Raw genomic sequence first — 23,544 nt, 5'->3', positions numbered from 1 at the left:
TTTTACACTTCACAAGATAAGTCATTTTTTATTAATTAAAAGTAAACCAACTATTATAGATATATAATTTAAAAAACGAAAGGATTTTTTTATGAACAAGAAAAAAATATTATTAACATTTAGTGCAACATCGTTTATTGCTTTTTCACCCGTTATTATGATAAGTTGTAATAACAATAAAAAAATATCTAATTTATTAAAAATCGAAAACAATACTATTGTTGAATGTTTAGATAAAGAAGTAAAAGAAATAAAAATACCAAATAATGTTACAAGTATTTCAAATAATGCATTTAAAGGATGTAGCAATTTAACATCTATTACTATACCTGAAAGCGTTACAAATATTGAGGATAACGCATTTAAAGGATGTAGTAGTTTAACATCTATTACTATACCCAATGGTGTTACAAATATTGGAGATTCTGCATTCAGCGGTTGTAGTAGTCTAACATCTATTACTATACCTGAAAGCGTTACAAATATTGGAGATTATTTATTCAGATGATGTAAGGGCTTAACATCTATTACTATACCTGATGGTGTTACAAATATTGGACGTAGTGCTTTTGAAGGATGTAGTAGTTTAACATCTATTACTATACCTGAAAGTGTTACAAATATTGAAAGTGCTGCATTTAATGGATGTAGTAGTTTAACGTCCATTACTATACCTAATAATATTATAAGTATTAATGATTCTGCGTTTGGTGAATGTAGTGCTCTGACATCTATTACTATACCTAAAGGTGTTACAAATATTGGAATTTTTGCATTTGGTGAATGTAGTGGTCTGACATCTATTACTATACCTGATGGTGTTACAAATATTGGACGTTTTGCATTCAGTCGTTGTAGTAGTTTAACATCTATTACTATACCCGATGGTGTTACAAATATTGGGGAAGGTGCATTTGAAGGATGTAGTAGTCTAACATCTATTACTATACCCGATGGTGTTTCAAATATTGAGGATTCTGCATTCAGTCGTTGTAGTAGTTTAACATCTATTACTATACCCGATAGTGTTACAGATATCAGAAATTCTGCATTCAGCGGTTGTAGTAGTCTAACATCTATTACTATACCTGAAAGTGTTGCATATATTGGGGTAGGTGCATTTGAAGGATGTAGTAGTCTAACATCTATTACTATACCCGATGGTGTTACAAATATTGGGGATTTTGCATTTTCTGAATGTAATTCTTTAACATCTATTACTATACCTGACGAAGTTGAAAGTATTGGAATGGGAGCATTCAATAGATGTAGTAATTTAACATCTATTACTATACCTGATAATATTTTAAGTATTGGGGAAAGTGCATTTCATAAATGCTACAAATTAACAATTCGCATTAGTAAAGATAAATATAATGAATTTGATTGAAACTTAATAAATCCAAATAATAGACCTGTTATTAAAGTTTAAAACAATAAAAAGGGAGAAAAACGCATAAATTTAAAAGAATGATAATAAGAAATAGGACTAAATAAAAATTACATTATTTTAGGGTTTTTTTATATAGTTGAATTAACTTTTTCACAAAGCGTTTAGTTTCTACTTTTGTGTTTTTTATTATGTGTGAGTTACAAAACAAAACCTAGAACTTTTTTGTTAAATTTACTTTTAAAATTAATATAAAAAAACTATAATTCCATAGGAACTATAGTTCTATTTTGACCTATCTCATTCTTCTGAAAATTCAACGAGGTAGGTTTTTTCTATATTTTTTCTTCATTCATTAAAAAATCTAAGAATTTCTTCATTTTGAACAGTAATTTTTTCAATGTTTGATTATCTGGGTTAAATTTAATTAACCTTTTATTTAACTTGTTAACTAAATCACTAAACATCATATAAAATGAACGACTTCTTTTACATCAGTTGTATATTTCTCCTGCATAATTTTGAGTAGAGTCAAACTTGAATTGGATACAGAATTTTTAAAAATTTTCTAAGTCCTTTTCACTTAAAATTTCTGTTTTATATTATTTGTAATTTATTAAAAAAACATAGCCTCTAGAACTTTAATTATGAATTGAACATCATCGTCAGAAGAGATAAATTCTCGTTTACCTTCTTCATTAATTGTAACATAAAATTTATTCTTAAATTGAACTGTAGAAGCATAAATTTTTAGTAAATAAAGATGTGCTGAAAGAAATTTTTGCAAAGAGTCATTGGTGCATTCAACATGTGGCTTGAAGATAACTATGCTCGAAGTTTATAATTCAATACATTTTGTATTTAAAGCTTTTTTTAAAGGAGTATTGGTTAAATCTGGCCTCAAAATGTTCTTCTTTTATCAGTACGAATTGTCTTTGGTTTATTATATTGTTTTAAACATATCTTCGAGTAATTTCATATATCCTAAATTGGTTTCATCTTTTCAATATGAAGAGATAAAAGTCGTGAAGTTGCTGCATCTACAGCTACATAAATGTGTGATTTTTCACCGTTTATTCACTCGTGTTGACATGCATCAATTTCTACGATTTCACCAAATTTTAGATTGTTTTTATTACATTTTCTAGCTCTTTTAATAGCTTCTTCTTTGCTCTTATTTAACTTAATTATTTCTTTTAAAACATTTGATATTTTTGATCTTTTTTTAAATTTCTCAATTTTTTTCTTGCATCACTTTATTTCTTTTTAGACATAAATTTTGTTCAAAACCACGGGAAACTAAGTTGTTTAAAAAAGAGCGATATTTCATCTTTTTTTAATTTCATCTTCAATACAAAATTCGTAAAAATAGTTTAGTGAAATATCATGATCGACTTTATTTTTAAATACTTTTTTAATAAGTTTATAATATTAATTATTAATTTGTCGACATCTTCTATTGAAATTTTTCTTGTGAATTCATTACCTTTATTTTTATGAGAAACAACAACATTTTTATTTAAAATATCTTTTTTCATTTTTTTAACTATTCGTCAATTTAATTTTATTTTTTGCTGAGTCAATTTATAGATTTGTCCATATTATTTGCAATTATTTTATATTCATATTCTTTTTTAAGTCATAATCTGTCCTCGAATTATTTTGATACTTTTTCATATCAAAAAAATATAAAAGTTTTTACTTTTGTTTTGCACTTGACATTATTAACGAATAATTTTTATAAAAAGCACTAATAAGAGTGCTTTTTTGTATAATTTTGATTAAATATAAAAGGAGGATATTATGACAAAAATAATTCTTGCTGGCACACCAGAGTTTAGCGTACCTATTTTTGAAAAAATAATTAATAATTTTGAAGTTTTAGCAATAATTTCTCAACCGGATCGTCCTTCAATTAGAGGTAGAAAAACAATTCATACACCTGTTAAATTATTAGCAGATAAATACAACATTCCTTGTTTTCAACCAGAAAAAATAAATGATATTTATCATCAATTACAAGCAATGGATTTTGATTATTTGATAACTTGTGCCTTTGGACAATATATTCCAACCAAAATTTTAGATCTAGCAAAAAAATATAATTTAAATGTTCATGGATCTTTACTACCAAAATATAGAGGAGCTGCTCCAATTCAATATTCATTATTAAATAATGACAACGAAACAGGAATTTCTCTTATGGAAATGGTTAAAGAAATGGACGCTGGAGATATTTTTATTCAAGAATCTATAAAAATTGAAAAAAGAGACACGTCATCTTCGTTATTTAATAAGCTATCTCATCTCGCAACAGACAATATTGTAAAATGAATAAAAGATATTGAAAGCAATAAAGTGAAACCAATAAAACAAAATGAAAATTTAGTTATATATAGCCCAAAATTAAATAAAAATGATGGTGAAATAAATGCAAATCTATCTTGTCAAAGAGCTATAAATATAATTAGAGCTTTTGCTGATAATCCAGGTGCATATACTTATATTAATAATAAACGCGTAAAACTATTTTATGGTACTAAAGAAAAAATTAAAAATTCTTTAGAATTAAAAATGAAAGATGGAATTTTATATATAACTGATTATCAATTCGAAAGCAAAAAAAGAATAACTTTATTTTAATATATTTATTTTTTTAGAACTATTACATTAATATATCTAATGCCAACTAATATTCAATTCAAATTTAATACTTAGTCAAAATTATGATAAGAAAATTTTTAAAAATCAAAAATTAATAAGATTTCAAAACCAACTTTAGCATCTATAAACTAAAGTTGGTTTTTTGATATTCGATTAATAGAGGAACTTTTACTCTTATTTTGCACTTCGCATATAGTTTATAAAAACAAATAAACAATTTTGCAAAATTATATATTTTTGTATAATATTTACACTAACTTTGTAGGAGTATAGTTCAATGGTAGAACAACGGGCTTCAACCCCGTGTGTTATGGGTTCGAGTCCTGTTACTCCTGCCATTTTTTTATTCTCTTTTTTATATAAAATAGATTTAAAAACCTATCATTTCTTTCCAATCAACTCCATTTTTTCAAAAATATATTTTTTTAGTTCTGGATCGACTTCAAAAATCAAACATGCAAAAGCTTCTGGACCTGTATGGATAGAAACAACTGGTGCAATATAATCTACAATTGGATCTTGATTGAACTTATTCCTAAATTCACTTATATATGCTTTTTTATCCTCTTCGCTTGCATTTGAATGTAAATAAAAAGTTAATAATTGTCCTTTATGTTTTGGTTTAAAACTTTTTGATTTTTCACCAATATATTTAAGAGTTGCTTTTGAAAAAACTCTTCCTAATGATTCCTTTACAAGCATACCTTTTTCTCATTTAATTATAGGTACAATTTTCAACATTCTTGCAACAACAGCTGCTGAAGAATGTAATCTTCCACCTTTAACCAAAAATTGATTGTATTTGGGAATTAATGTTGCGCTTTTATTTAAGCCTCCGCTTTCTATTCAAGAAATATATTCTTCAAATTTAGAGGAATTATTTTTCATTTCTCTCTCAAATCATAAACATTCTAATGTAATCATATTTAAAACTTGTATCGATTCAATAACTACTACTTTTGGAAAATCGTTAGCTAAAGTTTTAATTTGTTGATAAGCTCCAGATAAATGTTTAGATATAGGGTAAACAACAATCTTTTCATAATTTTTAGAAAGTTCATTAAAAAGTTGTTCAGCTTCACCTATATTAAAAGCTGAAGTTTTTACATCTGATTTTAAATTATAAAAATTGAATAATGTTGAAGAATCAACATCTATTCCATCTCTAAATTCCTTTCCATCTATTGAGATATGTAATGGGAGATAATATCATCCTAATTTTTTGGCTTCTTCTTTAGTTAATCCACAAGAAGAATCTACTACTATTGCATAATTCATATGTGTAATTATATTAAAATTAATATATAATAAAGAAATTATGTATTTATTTTTTAATTTAGAAAAAGAATTTCCTAATACAAGGGTCATTTATATTAACACAACTGTAAAAGTTAATCAAATAGATGGATTTGAAAATTTTATCATATTTAGAGATGAAAACTTTAATATTCATTCTATAAATCAATTAAATTTACCAAACAGTAATACTGAAAAAAAATTCGGTTTTTTAAATTCACAAGAAACTAACCAAATAAATGAACAAATAATTAAATTAAATTCTCGGTATAAAGTATCTAACATAAATTATTTTAGAATTGGAAAAATAATTAGTAGAAATATACACCCTAAAAGTGATAAATTATTTGTCTTAAATGTTGATTTTGGAGATACAACTAAGCAAATTATCACAAATACAAATTACACTTTAATAAATAAATGTTTTGTTTTTGCTTTGCCAGGTTCAATAACATCACAAGGAACTGAAATTATTGAAAATCAGGTTATGGGTGTTTTAAGTCAAGGTATGTTAGCAACAGGCATTTCTTTAGGTTTGAAAGATAAAGATGTATTTAAAGGAAAAATGTTTGAAGGTGAGAATGAAACATATATAAATAATCAAATTGGTAAAAATGTTTGAAGCATTTTTCCAGAAATAATTGCAAAATAATAAAAGAAGGTAATATGACAATATTAGATGAATTAAAAGAAAGAAAACTTCTAAAACAAATTAGTAATGAAGATAAATTATTAAAATTAGATCCAACAAAAATTGCTATTTATGGTGGATTTGATCCAACAGCTAAAAGTTTACATTTAGGGAATTATGTGCTTATTTGTACTTTAAGAATGTTTCAAAAATATGGTTTTAAAACTTATGCGCTTATTGGTGGGGCAACAGGTATGATTGGAGACCCATCATTTAAAGATTCTGAAAGAGTATTATTAGATAATAAAACTGTCTTAGATAATAAAGAAAAAATAAAAAAACAACTAGAATCATTTAATTTAGAAGTTGTAGATAATTATGATTTTTACAAAAATATGTCTGTACTTGATTTTTTAAGAGATGCTGGAAAAATGGTTAATGTTTCCTATATGATGGCAAAAGAATCAGTAACTAGAAGAATTGAGAGGGGCTTATCATATACTGAATTTAGCTACCAAATTTTACAAGGTTATGATTTCTTAACACTCTATAGAGATAAAAATGTAAAAATTCAAGTTGGTGGAAGTGATCAATGAGGAAATTTAATTACTGGTCTTGATATGATTAACACCATATATGGTAATAATCATGATGCTGTAGTATTAACACATGATTTATTAACGGATGAAAATGGAAATAAAATTGGAAAATCTACAGGGGGCGGGAAATTATGATTAGATAAAAAAATGACCTCTCCATATCAAATGTATCAATTTTTATTAAATCAACCAGATTCTTTAGTAGAAAAATTATTAAATTGAATAACATTAATGCCTACTGACGAGATAAAAAATATTATGAAAATTCATAATATGAATCCTCAAAAACATTATGCTCAAGAAATGCTAGCAAAAGAAGTTGTAAAAGATATTTTTAGTGAACAAGATTTAAAAATAAGCATTACATTAACAAATATTTTATACAATAAACATTACTCAACCAAAGAAATAAATATTGATGAATTGGTTACTTTAGAAAAATATTTACCTCTTGTAGAAATTGAAAAAAATCAAAATATAATTGATAAATTAATCGAAACCAAACACATTGCATCTAAAAGAGAAGCAAGAGAATTTATTAATTCCGGCGCATTGAAAATAGATGGTGAATTAGTTAACGAAAACACACTATATAACCCTAATTTATTTAATAAAAAATATGCTTTTTTTAAAAAAGGTAAAAAACAAACAATATTATTAAAAACTAAGTAAATATTAGTTTTTTATGCCAAATTCGCTTAGTGGTAAAGCAGTTGACTCGTAATCAATAGCCACGAGTTCGATTCTCGTATTTGGCACCATATGTAAAAAACATTAAAAAAATGAGCAAATTTTGCTCATTTTTTAATTGTTGTTTTTAATTTTATTTAAAAGACTATCTATTTTCATACCGTTATCAGTGACATCATCTAAATAAAAATGAATTTCTGGTACTTTTCTTCAATTTAAACTTTTTGACAACATTTTTTTAACAAAACCCGCTGCATTACAAAGTGCTTCTAAACCTTTTTGTTGTTTTGAAGTAAATGTTACAAAAACTTTAACATGAGATAAATCTCCTGATAAAACACAATCCACAATTGTAGGATTTATAACGTTAGAATTTGTTATATCATTTGTAACAATATCTGCTATTAAATCGCGGATTTGTGATTCTCTTCTTAATGTATTTATACTTTTTTTCACAATTTTCTCCTAATTTTTATTTTTTTAGTATTCTAATAATTTGTTTTTTGAAAAATTTTTAAGATCGTTTCTACGTTTTCTGATATACATCAATTTTAAAGCACAATTCTATTATATTTTTTCGAACAGCTGTTTCTATTTTATTTAAAATCATTTTCAATTCAATTATTAGCTCCAACAAATAATAGAGCTCTTATAAATGATACAATAAATCCATTCTATTCTTCTAACAAGTTAATCAATGAATATGATTTTTATACTTTTGAAATATTTCTTGGCTAATTTTATTAAAAAATTTAAGAATGTAAAACGCGCTAAACATTTTTGCTATTATTTTATTTTCTAAACTTTTATTTCTTCAAATAAATTTAATATTCTTAATTAATACTTCTTTTAATTTCGCAATAAAAAGTTTTGTATTTTTATCTTTTAAATTTTTAAAAATATATTAAAATAATAAAGCAAATTGCTTGGTGTCAAGCACTTGCACTTGACACATCAAGTATTTTAAAAATTAAAGGAGATATTTTACTTATGGTAAAAATTAGACTAAAAAGAATGGGAAGCAAATTTAATGCTTGCTATAAAATAGTTGCTACTGATTCTCGTTCTCCTCGTGATGGTAGATTTATTGAAGCCTTAGGCCAATATAACCCTCACACAAAGGATTTCTTTTTAAACGAGGAAGCAACACAAAAATGAATTAACGATGGTGCACAATTAACAGAAGTTGTTTACAATTTATTCAGAAAACATAAACTAAACGAAAAATTCGCTAAAAAAACATCTACTAAAAAATTAAACAAATAATGAAAATTAATTTTCTTACTCTTTTTCCAAATTACTATAAACCATTTATTGAAGAATCTATTATTGCAAAAGCTATTGATAAAAAAATTATTGAAATTAATATAATAGATTTTCGTGAATTTAGTAAAGATAAACATCATAAAGTAGATGATGAAATTTTCGGTGGAGGTCATGGTATGCTTCTTCAAATAGAGCCAATAGATCTCGCATTAGAATCATTAAAAAATAAAGGCGGGTACAAAATTTTAGTATCACCTCAAGGTAAAAAATTCAATCAACAAATAGCTAATCGTTTAAGTACTTTAGACGAAATAACCTTTATTTCGGGTAGATATGAAGGTTTTGATGAAAGAGTGGTTGAATTAGTAAATGAAGAAATTTCAATTGGTGATTATGTTTTAACAGGTGGAGAATTGCCATCAATGGTAATGGCCGATTCAATAATTAGATTAGTTCCTTCTGTTATCAAAAAAGATAGTTTTGTAAATGATTCATTTCAAAATGATGGTTTGCTTGATTATCCCCAATACACTCGTCCTAGAGAATATAAGGGAATGAAAGTTCCAGAAGTATTATTAAATGGAAACCATAAAGAAATTGAAAAGTGAAAAAGAGAAGCACAATATAAAAAAACATTAAAAAATCGTCCCGATATTATTGAAAGGATAAATAATGAGAAATAAATTATTAGAATTAGTAGAATCAAATCAATTACGTACAGATCACCCAGATTTTCGTGTTGGAGATAATGTTAAAGTTTACGTTCGTATTCGTGAAGGTGAAAAAGAGCGTATTCAAATTTTTGAAGGTTTAGTTATTAGTAAAAAAGAATCAGGTACACGTGAAACATTCACAGTTAGAAAAACTTCGTTTGGTGTTGGGGTTAATAGAACTTTCCCATTACACTCACCATTAATTGCACAAATCCAAGTTGTTCGTTCAAATAAAGTTCGTCGTTCAAAACTTTACTACATGGAAAACCGTAGTGGTAAAAAAGCGCGTCTTAAAGAAATTAAAAGAAATACACAAAAATAATAAAAATGCTGATTCGTCAGCATTTTTATTATTATGATTAATTATAAATTTGGTTTTTTTGTTCTATTTCCTTTTTATATTCTATTTCAGCCTTTTCTGCTCTTTCAAAAAATTTGTGTTCGATCTTTCTACTTCATGAAAGTTTTAAACTATCAATTTTTGGTAGTTTTTTAATAATATATCAATATGAATATCCCATTAAAATAACTGAGGCAATTAAAGAATTAATAACAAAAAATCAAATGATAATTGTATTTGCTATATCCACACTACCTGTTGATTTAAATATTGCAGCGGCAACACCATAACCTATTGGAATTATAATTGAAAAGCAAAAGAAACTTTCCATCATTGATGAAACAATTGATTTTTCAACGTCGTTTGTTCCTTGAAACGCTAATAAACAACTAATTGATAATGATATTGCTACAAGTCTTAAGGTAATGATTTTCATAAATTTAGCAGTCTCAGATTTCATATCTGATGTAACATTTAGAACAGTAACTAATAAATTAGATGAAGTTAGAAGAATAAAAGTGTAAGTTAATAATGAATAACATATAGCAACAAGCATTGTCCATAAATATACTTGTTTACAACGATCAAATTGTCTTCTTGTATAATTATATGACATCAAACTTCTTGCACCATCATTTATACCAAAAATACTTGTTAAAAATAAAGCTAAAATAGGCATACTTTTAGACCAATAAAATAAATAATGTAGAGGAGATGCAAATGCTGTTTTAGATAAAAGTATATTCATAATTGCAAATGTAACCGCAACACCAAAAGTTCTAATAAAACCACTAAATCCTAAAAGAATGGTTGGACCCAACAATTTTTTATTAAATTTAAACTTAAATAAATAAGATAAAGAAAGTCAAGTTTTATTTTTTCTTTCATGATAGATAATATAAATTAAATAAGCAATCAAATTAATAGCTCAGCCAATTAATGTTGCTAATACACCTCCTAAAACACCTAATTTAAGAGGAATTATAAAAATTGCATCAAAGAGTATATTAACAACATTAGCTAATATTCCCCAAAACATTACATATGAATTATATCCTTCAGCTCTAATAAAATATGATAACAACAATGATATTCCTTGCATTATTGTACCTGCTGCATATATATAAACATATTTACTTGCTCAATTAATTACCATTTTATAACTTGCATCATAATATGCTTGCAAAGTTTCATGTTCTGAAAAGCCCGGTTTTACATCTAAAATACTATGACCGGCAAACATTTTTATTAAACCAGATCATACAAATATAAATGACATTAAAGTTGCAAATAAGGACACTATTGCTGTGCACCAAAACATAGTAGCTCATAAATCTCTTCCACTTTTTTCTAAATTTTTACTTACACATTTTGTATAGTAAACAGATGCTCCAACAGGAATCAAAAAAACAACTGAGTTGGAAAAAATTATCAATGGTTGAAATGCAACACTTGTAGAAGAAACCACGCTATTAGGTGTTAAATAAGCTATTTGTTGACCTCCCAATCCATTATAATTATCAAATAATATTTTGTATTCTTGTTCATTTAACTTTGCAATACCACTAGATAAATAATCATAAATTTGACCATGTCTACCTAAAATTAAATCATCAAAAATAAAAGTATTTCTAGGAACAAAGTTTTGAATAAATACTTGATCAACAAATGTGTATAATCCAACCATCATCGCAGACATTAAACTTGGTATAGCAACAATTCATATGGCTTTTTTTATAGGTGTTTTTCCAAATAATAGTTCCGCCCGTTCTTGTTTAGCTTGTTTTTTATCCATCGCTCTCCTTTCGTTATAAATTTATAAAAATAAAAAATTTAATGTTATAAATCATATTACAACATTAAAAAGTTTATAAATATTTTGATACTTTTTAGTATATGGTGCCATCAACAGGAATCGAACCTGCGACCCCATCCTTACCATGGATGTGCTCTACCGACTGAGCTATGATGGCATTTTAGCGATTAAAATTATAACAAACAATTAAAAAATATGAAATTTAACCTGTAATTTATAGATTAATATATATCTTTGTGTAAGTAGTATAATTAAAATAAGAAATAAATTACAATATTTCCACAAATAGAAATGTGAAAGCAGGCAAAAATGAATAAAAAACTTAAATTTTCAACCATGTTATTATCAACAACATTAGTTGGTACAACAACTATTGTAACTAGCTGTAACAAAGCTGTTACACAAGACATTGTAGATAAAAAAGTTCAAGAATTAAAATACAATGTTAATACAGAAAATAAATTACCATCAGAATTTACTAAAAACGATATTATATTTACAAACCTAGGTGATTATAAAGCAACTATAATTTTAGAAAATATAAATGATGATTTAGGAACATTAACAGTTAAAGTAACATTAACTAAAGATAATATAACTTCGAAAGAAAGAAGCATTAATTTATCTGATCTTGAAACCACTGAATCTAGAAATGCGAAAGAACTTAAGAAAGCTAAAGAAGCATATAATAGTGCTTTAGCAGAAATTCAAGGACAAAAAGATAATTTAACAGATTACCCTGAAACCTTGAATACATATACAATAGAAACAGATGTTGCTAAAGCTTTAGTGGAACAAGAAGCTGATCAAACAATAGCAAACTATAAAAAAGCTACGACTGATATTGAAAATGCCAATAACAATCTCGAAGAAAACAAAGAGAATGAACTTAATAATTCAAAAGCAAATTATGAAACAGTGTTAAATGAAGCAAGACAATTAAGAGATGATTTATACGGATACGGAGCAAACGAACACAAGTGAAGAGCTACTCAAAAATGATTAAGTGTTTCACTTTCTAAAATAACAATTGATTTTGAAACGCCAAAAGTTTATAATGACGCAACAACTAATATAAATAATTTAATGTCAAAAGTTCCGTCTGAACAAAAAAAAGAATTGACTGAATTCGCTAATGCATTTTCTATAAAATCAAATACTTATAGAATAAAAGCTTCAGAATTTAATAGAACAAACCTTTCATATCATTTTCAAGTAAAAGGAATAGTTATTCTTTTTGAAGGTGAATTTGTTGCTGATGATGCAGAAGGAACTGTTAAAGTTTCGTTCACAATGCATTACGATAACATAGCTACTGATTTAATAACAAGAACAATAAAAGGTTTCAACAAAACAAGCAGCTAAATAATATTACGAAAATTAGTGCCTTATAGCACTAGTTTTTTATTTAGAAAATTCGAATATAGTGAGTTTTAATTATTATTTATGTTTCTAAAACATTTAAATTACTAAAAATTTTAAAATGTCTTTTACTATAACAACATTAAAAACAAAATCATAAAAAATTAATAAACTCAAAAAAAGCTATATTAATTGAAAATACTATATTTTAAACAACACAAAAAATTAATAATTTATAGTTAACATCATTTGATTTATTCACATGCGTTTTATTTAATGTAAAATAATATTTATGATAAATGACACAATTGTAGCAATATCGTCTGGCGGAAAAATAAATCAAGCTATTTCAATAATTAGAATGAGCGGTTCAGACAGTATTAAAATTTTAAAAAAAATATTTAAAGGTAAAACAGGAGAAAATCAAAAAATAACCTATGGGCATATAATAAACAATCTTAGTGAAAATGAAATTATTGACGAAGTGTTAGTTATGTGATATATTGGAAGCAATAATTTTGTTGGTGAAGACACTGTGGAAATTAATTGCCATGGTGGAGTTATAGTAACAAATCAAATTTTAGAATTACTTCTTGCTAATGGAGCCAGACTAGCCTTACCAGGTGAATTTAGTAGAAGATCATTTTTAAATGGTAAGATGGATTTAATTAAAGCAGAGGCTATAAATGATTTAATTCATGCACAAACTATCTCTCAAACTAATTTAGCAATTAAAAAATTTAATGGAAATACTAGCAAAATGATTCAGTCTCTAATTGACGAATTATCTTATTTAATAGGACAAATCGAAGTAAATATAGATTATCCAGAATATGATGACATTGAACAAATATTTGATAAAGATTTAAAAACAAGACTATTAAACTATTCAAAAAAATTAGATACTATTATAAAAAACAGCGAGAATAGTAGATTAATTTTTGATGGCATCAAAGTAGCAATTATAGGTAGACCTAATGTAGGTAAATCTTCAATATTAAATTGTCTACTAGAAGAAGATAAAGCTATTGTTACAGATATTGCTGGAACAACACGCGATATTGTCGAAGCTTCATGACAATTTGAAGGAATGTTATTTAAATTGATTGATACAGCGGGAATTAGGCAAACAAAACATAAAATTGAAAAAATAGGTATCGAAAAATCAATAAAACAAATAAAAGAATCAGATGTTGTTATCTATGTAAAAGAAATAAATAAAAAAGATTCAAATGACAATAAATTAATCGAGGAAGTTGCTCAAAAATATAATAAACCCGTTATTAAAGTAATAAATAAAATTGATATAGCACAAAATTTTATAAAAAATTCTCATTACTGCTATGTTAGTGCAATTAATAATGATATTGAAAATCTAAAGATAGAGTTAAAAAATCATTTTAAAGATATAAAAATAAATAATGATGATTATTTATCTAACACAAGACAATTATCACTCATTAAACAAGCCCAAATCAATATTAAAGAAGCTATTGTTAATCTTGATTTTGGATATGGCTATGATGTTGTAATTGTTGATATACGAGAAGCATGAAAAAACTTACAAGATATTTCGGGTAGAGCAGATAATGAAAAATTATTAGATGAAATGTTTAAAAATTTTTGTTTGGGTAAATAAACATTTTTAATAAAACCAACTTAAAGTTTTATGTTTTTTACAAAAACAAAAAAGCAGTGTTTCTACTGCTTTTTTGTTTAGATTTTAACTATATAAATCAATTTGATCAGGTGATACAGGATTTGGATTAACTACAATTTTTTCAATTCTTCCCTTAACCACATGAACTACACGATCAGCCATTGCTGCCATTGCTGGATTATGGCTTACCATAACAACTGTTGCATCAGTTGTTTTATTTATATTATATAAAGTCTTTAAAACTATTTTAGTGGTTTGTTCGTCTAATGCTCCTGTAGGTTCATCGGCAAATATAATTTCAGAATTCTTAGCTAAAGCTCTCATAATAGAAACTCTTTGTTGCTGTCCCCCAGACATTTGAGATGGGAACTTATTAATTTCCTCATTCATTTCAAATTGTTCAAATAGTTTCACAACATCTACTTTACGTTTAGGATCTTTTTGTAAATAAGCTCCTGTTTGAACATTATCAAATGAATTTAAATTATTTAATAAATTGTAATTTTGAAAAATAAAACTTACGTGTTTTCTTCTAAATAATGTTAATTGAGAATTAGATAAATAAGGTAAATTTTTATCACAAACTATAACTTGACCTTTAGATGGTCTATCAAGACCAGAAATTAAATTTAATAAAGTACTCTTTCCACCACCAGACACACCATAAATTAATAATAATTCATTTTTTTTGACAGACATTGAAACATCTTTTAAAACTCTTGTTGTTACGTTTCCATTAATATAATATTTGCTAACATTTTTTACTTCAATAATATTATCATCAGAATTTTTTAAATTAAAATTAGCATCTTTTTTTCTTTTTTTCTTACTTACTTTGGTTAATAACCTTTGAATTTTTTTAGGAACCACAATATTTTTTTTATTAGAATCTTGATCTAAGAGTTCAAAAACATTGTCTTTAGTAATTTTAATTTTTTTATCTATTTCCAATGTATATTGTTGTTCTTCTAAAATTTTTTCTTCTTGCGTTATTGCAGCAAGTTTAGAAGATTTTTTCATTTTTGGTTTCTTGTTGTTTTTCATATTATTACTTTCCTTTCAGCAAATCAACAGGTTTCATTTTATTTATACTAATTCATGTTGTTAGAGATGTAATTATAAAAATAGTAATGATAAATATAAAAGTTAATAACACATGTCATCATTTTAATGTCAGAGGTAGAGCAATTGAACTCGAGGATAATAGCGCAGCATTAAATGATGCAATTAAAGCAAATACAGCTGGAACACATAGCATGAAGAAGAATAAAATGAAAGGAATAAACACTCCAAAAAACATTGTTAATTTTTCTTTTTGTGTGTATCCTAATATTGATCAAATAGCAATGTTTTTTTCATTTTCACTAATCATAATAGTTGCCATAATTATTAATATAATTAAAGCAATTATAAAGCTTAATGCAATAACACCTATGGTAATTTGTCCTATAGTATTACCTACTTGGCTCGTAAAGCCAACTTCAATATCTTTTGAATTAATCGAAGCACCTAATGCTATATAAAGTTTATTTTCATATAAATTAGCATATTCACTTAATGCAGTTTTAACATCTTTATTTTTAACAAAATCTTGAATTTTATCTATCTTCATAAAATCTTTTAATAAACCTGAATTTAAATCAAATATTTGATTATACATGCTCTTTAAAACAGCTTCATCTAAAGACTCTAAATCAAATGATCCATATCCAGATCAATATCCACTTAATGAATATAAGGAAGTTGAATCTGTTACTTGTATTGGAGTTTTATTATTTGTTGCAACACCATTAAATAGATTTATTTTTGGTTGATTTGGATCTTGAAGTTTATCTAAGCCAATCAATTTATTTGCTGCTGTTTGTGTAGTAATATATTCTTCGTTTATATATGTCGGATTAATTCCAACAACTTCAAATGTTGCAATATGTTTAATATTTTGATTATTAAGTTTGTTTAAATAACGATCAACATAATTTTGTACATCAATCGTAAATTTAGAACCAACACTATAATGATATTTATCAGCAACTACTTGATTAATTACAATTGGATATATATCATCTTTAATAACGTAATTATATAAATTGTCGTATAGATTGTTTTTATTTGCATCAACAAGTTTAATTAACTCACTATTTTGTTTATAACCATATATTTTTATAGAACTATTATTTTGTAAGTTACCTTTTATATATGTATATTTTTCGTCTGTTTTATCATTAAATAAAACACCACCAAAACTTATGAAATAATCGTTAATTGTTGGTCCAAATAATTCAACATTTTCTAATCAATTATTAACAACAGGTATTTTTAAACTACCTAATTTAATTAAATTCGGTTCTAAAGCTTCTTTTTGAATTCTTTCATTTAATTGTTTGTATCCATTAATTAAAAATTCTCTATATTCTGTTCTAAATGAATCAGTAGTTATATTTAACATTTTATATTCTGTTCCGTCAAATAATGCATATTTGAAATTACCAACCTTTTCAAAAGGAGATTTATAGTATTTGAAGAAGCTGATAAATTCATCTTTTTCATTTTTTAAACCAATATTATTTGTTTTTGGATCAACTACTCATTTATTTTTAATAGCCTTGTTGTAATAATTTCCTTGGGTTTTTTCTAATTCATAACCCACTCTATCACGTATTTTATCAATTTTAGCTTTTTGAGAGTCAGGCATACTATTATAAGCTATTGTTCATGGATCTACCGCAACACCTGCTGCAACTGTTAAATTAGATGAAAACTGAGTCATGATATGACTATCTCTATATCCTGGATTACCATTGGCATTCGTTTCATTTAATACCGAAGAAAAACCTGGTTTTAAATAATCTTTAATCTCTCTATTATTTTCATTTAATACACCAACTGGCATATATAAATTATTATATAAATTTGATCCATTAAACGTTTTATATAAACCACCTTCTATTGTTGGCGTTTCCAAATCCACCTTAAATGTATAATTTCTATTTTCATATGTTTTATTAATCGTGTGATTAAAAATGTTATTACTTGCTACTCCAAACAAAGTAGCTACACCTGTTAACATAACACTAATTCCGAATGAAACTAATTTTCAAAAACTATTAAACGCTAATGTGAATGCAAATCTTTTCTTTACATTCTTTTTAGCTGTTCATTTTTGATATTTTTTAAATAATTTAGAGCTACTTACGTCATTTACTCCAGAAATTAAATCAATTGCTTTGTGTCTCAACGAAATTAAAGAGACTATATAAATTAGCATACTCATACCTATAAAAGGCAAGAATACTGTGAAAAACAATGAAATAATATCAAATGGTAATTTAGATTTTGGCACAGTTCAATATGAATTAAATATACTTAAAACTAAATATTGACTTTGATTACCAATAACATAACCTAAGATACCACCAATTACCGCTGTTACCATTGCAAAAATAGTAAATGATAAAGAAATTTGAGAAGGTTTATAACCTTGTGCAACCAATATACCAATAACTTTATTTTTATTTTTTATATATCTTTGAATAATAAAAATAATTGATATTGCCACAACAAATGTAAAAACAATCATAATTGCAATGGTAAAGAATGAAATAGATGAAATTATTTTTTGAACCGCTGTTATTCTTAATGATCTCTCTGGATTTATAGCATCTATTTCAGTTGTTAGAAATACACGTTGTAATTTTCCACTATCTTTAATTAAACTATTCACTATTTTAGTAATATGATTTTTTAATTCTACATTTGAATGTTTTGTAGAATTTTTTACTAATAAAGCTTTTTTAACAACATTTCCAATATATGCGTTATGAATTCTATCAAAGCCTAATTTATTAACATAAATTAAAGCTTGATTAGTAATATCAACTTGTAAATTGTTTTCATCAATAACGGGATACATATAATCAACTGTTGTTTCTTGTCCTATTATTATGAATTTAACTCCATTAACATTGATTATAAATTCATCACTTAAACTATTAATTAATTGATTCATTTCAATAGGATTAGTTGGTATGTCACCAGCATAAATACTTTTATTATTATTTTTTAAATAAGCATAATTAACTTTAGCTAAATAACTATTTGTATTGTTAAATACAACATCTTTCAATTCTTTAGGTTCAATAATTGTGTCAATTAAATCTGTAACCAAAGAAATAAAATTAAAACCAAAAATATTGTTTTTATTTGATTTAGATATTTCTTTTAATTTATTAATATAGGCGCCATCTATATTTAGTTTTTCAAAATTATCTATATTTATAGGAATACTAGAAGTATCTAATGATTTTGTAGATTTATATAAAAATGTTTTAAATCGCACAAATAATTCAGAATCTTCTTCAAAAAGAGCTTCAAAATTAACCAATCTATTTAACAATAAATATGATAAATTACCATTAATTTTTCCTGGTTGTTGTTTTTGTGTTGCAAGGTATGAAATAGAAATTTCAGGAAAAATAAATCTTAAAATAGGATTTATTATCGCCTCTGATATACCGAATATTTCTACAGGAAAACTAATTGATGATTTTTGAATTAATTTAATTGCTTGCTTTCTTATTGAATAGAATGAATCTTTTTGTAAATAACGTTTTACAAATTTATTAATAGTAGTGTAATAAATACCATTAGGATTTTCTGAATTATATGAATAATATTTACTTGATGCTATGTATCCTAATTGTAAAATTAACATATTTTTATTTTGTTGTACTCATTCACTAAATTTAGGATTACTATCAATTAAATTTTGTATTTTAGAATTATCATATTTACCGTTTGATTTTAAATCAAATAAAGTAATTTGTGAAGGATTAGCTAAAAATTCGCTTAATCAAAAATTAGTTGTCTCGAAAAATGGTATATTTTGACCTTTTGCTTTTTTATGTGCTAAAGCCAAAATTTCATTATCAATTGCTAAATTTAAAAAATCATTTACAAATTTTTTCGATTCTTCAAAATTAGCTAACTTATTATCAAACATTTTTATTCATGGTAAATAAATATTAAATGCTTGTGCTCCTAAAGCAAACTCATTTGAAATTATTGGATTGGAAACTGAAGAAATTGCTTTCTTAAGAGTTTGTCAAAATGACAAACCGCTATCAAAATTTTGTAAATCATTTAATAAATCAGCACCTGTTTTTTTATTATCATCAATTATTAAAGAAGTTCCACCTTTTGTTTGATTTACAAACAATTGAAATTTAATTAAATTATCTAAAAATTGTTTCTTTGTATCTGTTTTATTTAGTAAATCAAATTCATTTAGGAAGTTTTTATCTTTTTCACTAAAAATGTTTAAATCAATCAGAGCTGATTCCTGAGAATTACTTGATGATACTTTTTTTAGTATATTTTCTAGTTGAATACTTGCATCATAATTAGAATAAATGGTGTTTTGTGGTGCTGACAATAATTTTGAAAAAATGTTTGCAAAATCAAAGAAACCTAATTTATTTGGATCGTTTGCTGGAATAAAAATAATTTCTTTTTTACCAGAAGGACTTGTAATATTTAATTCTTGTGTTTCATTTGATAAATTAAACATCGTAATTAAATTTTGTTTAAATGCTCTATTTGAACCCGGTTTCTTAAAAATTGATTTGAGAAATGCTATTATTCCATCATGAAATTCTATTTGTTCTACACTAACGAAAAATGATTTATTTTCGATAAGATTAGTTTGCGAATTTAAAACTTCTTTTTTAAATTCATAATTCTTAATTTTTATAGATTTTACTAATTCTTCATATAAAATATCAAAATCAATGCTTTTAATTATATTAATCAAAGATGTTTTTACATTATCAAAAGCTTCTAGATTATTCGAATTATTAAGTTTACTAATAATAGGTGTTAAAACAGAAATTAAAGAAGGATTCCATTTTTGTAAAAAATTATATAAAACCCCATCTGTATTATTTAAGTCTAATAGTACTGAAAAATTGAAATTATCTATAAGTTTTGATAAAGCTAATTTAAGTTGTTGTTGATTTAAAGAACCAAAGACTCATTTGATTATTTGCGCTGATGTTAATTTTTTATAATAAGTTTTTGAATTAACAACAACTTCTGAATTATTTTCATTTTCAAATCATAATTTAGCTTGTTCACTCAATTTAGCAAAATTTATAGAACTAATGAAATCATATAAACTACTAATAAAAATTTTAGGATCTTTTGAAAGCTCTACAAGTGAGTTGGCTGTTATATATTTATTCAAATCAAGAGCTGTTAAGTCATAAATTAAATTAAATAAATTATTTGTTTCGTTTTTTAAATATTGCTTTTGAGATTCTAAATCTCCTTTATCAGAAAGCGTAATTTTAATTTGTTGAATAATACTAAATAAAATAGATTTTAATAAATCACCAGATTGTTCATGACTAAGTTCATAAACTAAATCGAAACCTATTTTAGGTAAAATAGCTTTATTAAAATTTCCAGAACTAAAAACAGTTGCAAAGTTATTTTGATTTAATACTTTTTTCAATATTTTAGATAATTTATAAACTTGCTCTGCGGTTAAATATTTTTCTTTTACTAAATCATAATTTAATAAAAATTTTTCAACAGAATTTATTAAAAAATCAATTTTGTTATTATTTAAAGCATCTTGTATTAATTCTGTTTTTGGTGATAAGAATAACAAAGGAATATAATAAATATTTTCAAAAAGTTTGTCTTTTTTAACTCAACCTAATTCATCAGTTTTTATAAATTCAGTTCCTATTGTCAATTTATTTTTTATCATTCATTGATTAAATAATCCAAAATCTAAACCTTCACTTGTGAAAAAATCGTTATACAAAACAAATCATTCTTCAGGGGTTACAAACTGGTTATTATTTTTTAAACGGGTTACAATTTTAAATTTGTTTCCAACAAATATTACACCAAGATTAAATTGGTCAATCTCTTCTAAAGTAGGTGTTTGTTTAGTTAAATCAAAACCAATTAAAGGTAATATTTTAATATTATTTAGTGTTTTGCTTCTGTTTAAAAAAGGATTATTGTCAACCACTTTGGCAAAATGATAATAAGGTTTTATATAATCTGGATCAGTATATAAATTTTTACCAATTGATTGAATAATCATTGAAGCAACATGTGGATTTATTTGAGCAGTTTTAAAAATATTTGTTTTTGATGAATTATTTCTATTTAATAATGTTGGTTCATAATATTCTTCATATAATTTACCTACATTAATTTGAATTCCATCTATTTCGTTTTTTTCATTTCCAGTATTAATAAAATGAAAAACATTTTTTTTATTAGTTGTTTCATTTATTCCATCTACTGTTAAAGTTTCACGAATACCAATGTTATCTTCTCCAACACCAAAAGAATTGTTTTTTTGATTTTTTATTCTATTAATAATTTCGTTTTGTGTTGTTACATAAGCTTTATTTTTAATAAAATTAAATCTTGTATTCTTAATATTTTCATCTGAAATTTCTGTTAAAAAGTCTTTATGGCTTAATTTTGTAACATTTTTATTAAAAACTTTTTCGATATTTCAAATTGTTTGTGCATTTTGTAAAGAAATGCTATATGGTGTATCACTCTTATTAGGCATCCTTCTTGAATCAGTTGTATATAAATACAAATTCTCTGTTTCAAAATAATTATTTGAATCATTTAAAGGTAACAATAATTGTTTAATTAATTTATTGTTTTGTTGTAACATTCCATTTGCATCATAAGGAACAATAATATTTGTTTTTCTTTTTTTTCAATAAGAAAAACTTTCTAATTTGTCTCACAAATCATCTCTATTGATTGAATTCATATCGCCGAGTGTTTGAATAAATGTTTTAAAAGCTCCACTTCATTTATTTTTAGCATTATTTTTGTCAACAAAACTTGTGAAGTAATTTCATCTTAAAAATTCGATATCATTATATTCTTTGGCTATTCATTCTTTTTTAAGTAAGTACTTTTTATTTGCTTCAAATGTATAATGTTGTTTTTGAATGGTTTCCTGATTATTATTCAATCCAAAAATATCTTTTGCATATCAAAAGCTATTTAATTTTAAATTTTCATTTAATTGTTGAAATGAACCTTCATAATCAATAAATTTAGAAAGATTATTATTAATATTATTTTGTTTAAAAATAAATTTACTTTTTTCAATATGATTAAAAGATAATAAATTTGCAACCTGAGTTGGTGTTAATCCAATTCCAATACCACTATCAACTCATTGATTTCCCAAAGTAAAATCAAATGTTAGCAATTTATCTTTTAAATTAACATAAAGTGAACTTAATTGTTTACCGTATATTTCTGTATCATTACCAACATTTATTATTTCTAAACTCATTATGTCACCAATAGAATATTGTTTATCAAAAAATAATTGATTTGAATCATTTGGTTCCAAAACAAATTTTTTAGTTAAATTTATATATTTATTACTACTTGTCTTTTCAAAAACTTCTACTTTAGTTTCATGCTTAAAATTAAAGCCTAATCCATCTATATCGTCTAAATAAAACTCAGAATTTGATATTTCAATATTGTTATTTTTTTCACCTCTGTAAGAAGTATAAAAGTTTACTAAATCATCTTTTTTAATATAATAATCAGAAAAAACTGGATTCAGTTCACCAATTTCTGACAATTTAATAAAACCATCATTGTTTGTGATGTATAAAATATTTGATTCTGAACCAAAATATTCTTTTTTATTGTTTATTGGAGTAGAGGATAAACCAAAAGATTTATCATAATTTATACTATATGAAATTGGAGTATAAAATTTTTGATTATTTGATTTTAGAGAATCTGCTGTTTCTCCATTAACAAAATATCCTTCATTATATGCATTGCCCTGCGTTGGTAAATTTAAATCAACAGAAACATCATGTAATTTAGAAACTTGTTTGTAATTTTCAAATCCTCCAACTAAAGTTGTTCTCATACTTGATAATAAAGTAAAAATTGCTGATGTTAAAAAAACTAAAAAGCTAAGACCTATAACAACAACTTTATTTTTTGAGAGTGACTTAAAAACTTCTTTAAATAATCTTCACATATCTAAACTCCTTTTTTATTTAAAGTAAAATAATATTCACTAATTATAATAAA

At 24.8% G+C, this 23,544-nt stretch carries 16 protein-coding genes and 3 tRNA genes; 11 read left to right on the top strand and 8 right to left on the bottom strand.

Annotated features, from left to right (window positions below):
- Positions 1–91: 91 nt before the first annotated feature.
- On the top strand, positions 92–1,432 hold the full coding sequence (locus T388_RS03655; RefSeq protein ID WP_051586182.1) for a leucine-rich repeat domain-containing protein: 1,341 nt from the start codon (positions 92–94) through the stop codon (positions 1,430–1,432).
- Positions 1,433–2,006: 574 nt separating this feature from the next.
- Here the strand turns inward: T388_RS03655 and T388_RS03880 are convergent.
- The gene (locus tag T388_RS03880) at positions 2,007–2,177 is read right to left on the bottom strand and encodes a hypothetical protein (RefSeq protein WP_156930246.1); all 171 of its coding nucleotides are present in this window, start codon (positions 2,175–2,177) and stop codon (positions 2,007–2,009) included.
- Positions 2,178–2,763: 586 nt separating this feature from the next.
- A complete protein-coding gene (locus T388_RS03875) occupies positions 2,764–2,928 on the bottom strand; it encodes a hypothetical protein (RefSeq protein ID WP_156930245.1) in 165 nt (54 codons plus the stop codon).
- A 265-nt stretch (positions 2,929–3,193) separates the two neighbouring features.
- Here T388_RS03875 and fmt point away from each other — a divergent pair, with 265 nt between their 5' ends.
- A complete protein-coding gene (gene fmt, locus T388_RS0101315) occupies positions 3,194–4,033 on the top strand; it encodes a methionyl-tRNA formyltransferase (protein WP_027120539.1) in 840 nt (279 codons plus the stop codon).
- Between the two features lie 284 nt (positions 4,034–4,317).
- Positions 4,318–4,392, top strand: a tRNA-Trp gene (locus tag T388_RS0101310).
- A 40-nt stretch (positions 4,393–4,432) separates the two neighbouring features.
- Here the strand turns inward: T388_RS0101310 and T388_RS0101305 are convergent.
- Entirely contained in the window at positions 4,433–5,332 is a 900-nt protein-coding gene (locus T388_RS0101305) for a DegV family protein (protein WP_027120538.1), read from the bottom strand.
- Positions 5,333–5,372: 40 nt separating this feature from the next.
- Here T388_RS0101305 and tapR point away from each other — a divergent pair, with 40 nt between their 5' ends.
- From tapR to T388_RS0101290, 3 genes are all read left to right on the top strand, one after another.
- Complete coding sequence (gene tapR, locus T388_RS0101300; RefSeq protein ID WP_051586181.1) at positions 5,373–6,002, top strand: TyrS-associated PheT N-terminal domain-related protein TapR; 630 nt, start codon at positions 5,373–5,375, stop codon at positions 6,000–6,002.
- 14 nt (positions 6,003–6,016) lie between these two features.
- Entirely contained in the window at positions 6,017–7,252 is a 1,236-nt protein-coding gene (tyrS, locus tag T388_RS0101295; RefSeq protein ID WP_027120536.1) for a tyrosine--tRNA ligase, read from the top strand.
- Between the two features lie 15 nt (positions 7,253–7,267).
- Positions 7,268–7,341, top strand: a tRNA-Thr gene (locus T388_RS0101290).
- A gap of 43 nt (positions 7,342–7,384) precedes the next feature.
- Here the strand turns inward: T388_RS0101290 and rbfA are convergent.
- Positions 7,385–7,726, bottom strand: a complete 342-nt coding sequence (gene rbfA / locus T388_RS0101285; protein ID WP_027120535.1) for a 30S ribosome-binding factor RbfA — start codon at positions 7,724–7,726, stop codon at positions 7,385–7,387.
- Positions 7,727–8,260: 534 nt separating this feature from the next.
- Here rbfA and rpsP point away from each other — a divergent pair.
- From rpsP to rplS, 3 genes are read left to right on the top strand one after another with little or no spacing between them, the layout of a single operon-like run.
- Complete coding sequence (rpsP, locus tag T388_RS0101280) at positions 8,261–8,536, top strand: 30S ribosomal protein S16 (protein ID WP_027120534.1); 276 nt, start codon at positions 8,261–8,263, stop codon at positions 8,534–8,536.
- Positions 8,536–9,219 carry a tRNA (guanosine(37)-N1)-methyltransferase TrmD gene (gene trmD / locus T388_RS0101275; protein WP_027120533.1) on the top strand — a complete coding sequence of 228 codons (684 nt, stop codon included), beginning with the start codon at positions 8,536–8,538 and terminating at the stop codon, positions 9,217–9,219. The genes rpsP and trmD overlap by 1 nt, the downstream gene beginning before the upstream one ends.
- Positions 9,209–9,571, top strand: coding sequence for a 50S ribosomal protein L19 (rplS, locus tag T388_RS0101270; protein WP_027120532.1), 363 nt, complete (start codon positions 9,209–9,211; stop codon positions 9,569–9,571). Before trmD ends, rplS begins: the two co-directional genes overlap by 11 nt.
- A gap of 37 nt (positions 9,572–9,608) precedes the next feature.
- Here the strand turns inward: rplS and T388_RS0101265 are convergent, their stop codons facing one another.
- Both T388_RS0101265 and T388_RS0101260 read right to left on the bottom strand, forming a co-directional pair.
- On the bottom strand, positions 9,609–11,384 hold the full coding sequence (locus tag T388_RS0101265; protein WP_027120531.1) for an MATE family efflux transporter: 1,776 nt from the start codon (positions 11,382–11,384) through the stop codon (positions 9,609–9,611).
- A gap of 102 nt (positions 11,385–11,486) precedes the next feature.
- Positions 11,487–11,562 (bottom strand) — tRNA-Thr (locus tag T388_RS0101260).
- Positions 11,563–11,714: 152 nt separating this feature from the next.
- On the opposite strand from T388_RS0101260, the gene T388_RS0101255 reads away from it, so the two are divergent.
- Together T388_RS0101255 and mnmE are read left to right on the top strand one after the other, a co-directional pair.
- Complete coding sequence (locus tag T388_RS0101255) at positions 11,715–12,770, top strand: lipoprotein 17-related variable surface protein (protein ID WP_027120530.1); 1,056 nt, start codon at positions 11,715–11,717, stop codon at positions 12,768–12,770.
- 289 nt (positions 12,771–13,059) lie between these two features.
- Positions 13,060–14,406 (top strand): tRNA uridine-5-carboxymethylaminomethyl(34) synthesis GTPase MnmE, encoded by a 1,347-nt coding sequence (gene mnmE / locus T388_RS0101250; RefSeq protein WP_027120529.1) that lies wholly within the window; start codon positions 13,060–13,062, stop codon positions 14,404–14,406.
- 84 nt (positions 14,407–14,490) lie between these two features.
- On the opposite strand, the gene T388_RS0101245 is transcribed toward mnmE, so the two are convergent.
- Together T388_RS0101245 and T388_RS0101240 are read right to left on the bottom strand one after the other, a co-directional pair.
- Positions 14,491–15,471, bottom strand: a complete 981-nt coding sequence (locus T388_RS0101245; protein ID WP_027120528.1) for an ABC transporter ATP-binding protein — start codon at positions 15,469–15,471, stop codon at positions 14,491–14,493.
- Positions 15,472–15,475: 4 nt separating this feature from the next.
- Positions 15,476–23,491, bottom strand: coding sequence for an FtsX-like permease family protein (locus T388_RS0101240; protein WP_027120527.1), 8,016 nt, complete (start codon positions 23,489–23,491; stop codon positions 15,476–15,478).
- Positions 23,492–23,544: the final 53 nt, after the last annotated feature.

The sequence above is a fragment of the Mycoplasmopsis lipofaciens ATCC 35015 genome (assembly GCF_000686585.1).
In the GTDB taxonomy this organism is placed as follows: Bacteria; Bacillota_I; Bacilli_A; order Mycoplasmatales; family Metamycoplasmataceae; genus Mycoplasmopsis; species Mycoplasmopsis lipofaciens.
Note: the sequence above shows the minus strand (reverse complement) of the source record. Positions and strands in the feature narration are given on the sequence as shown.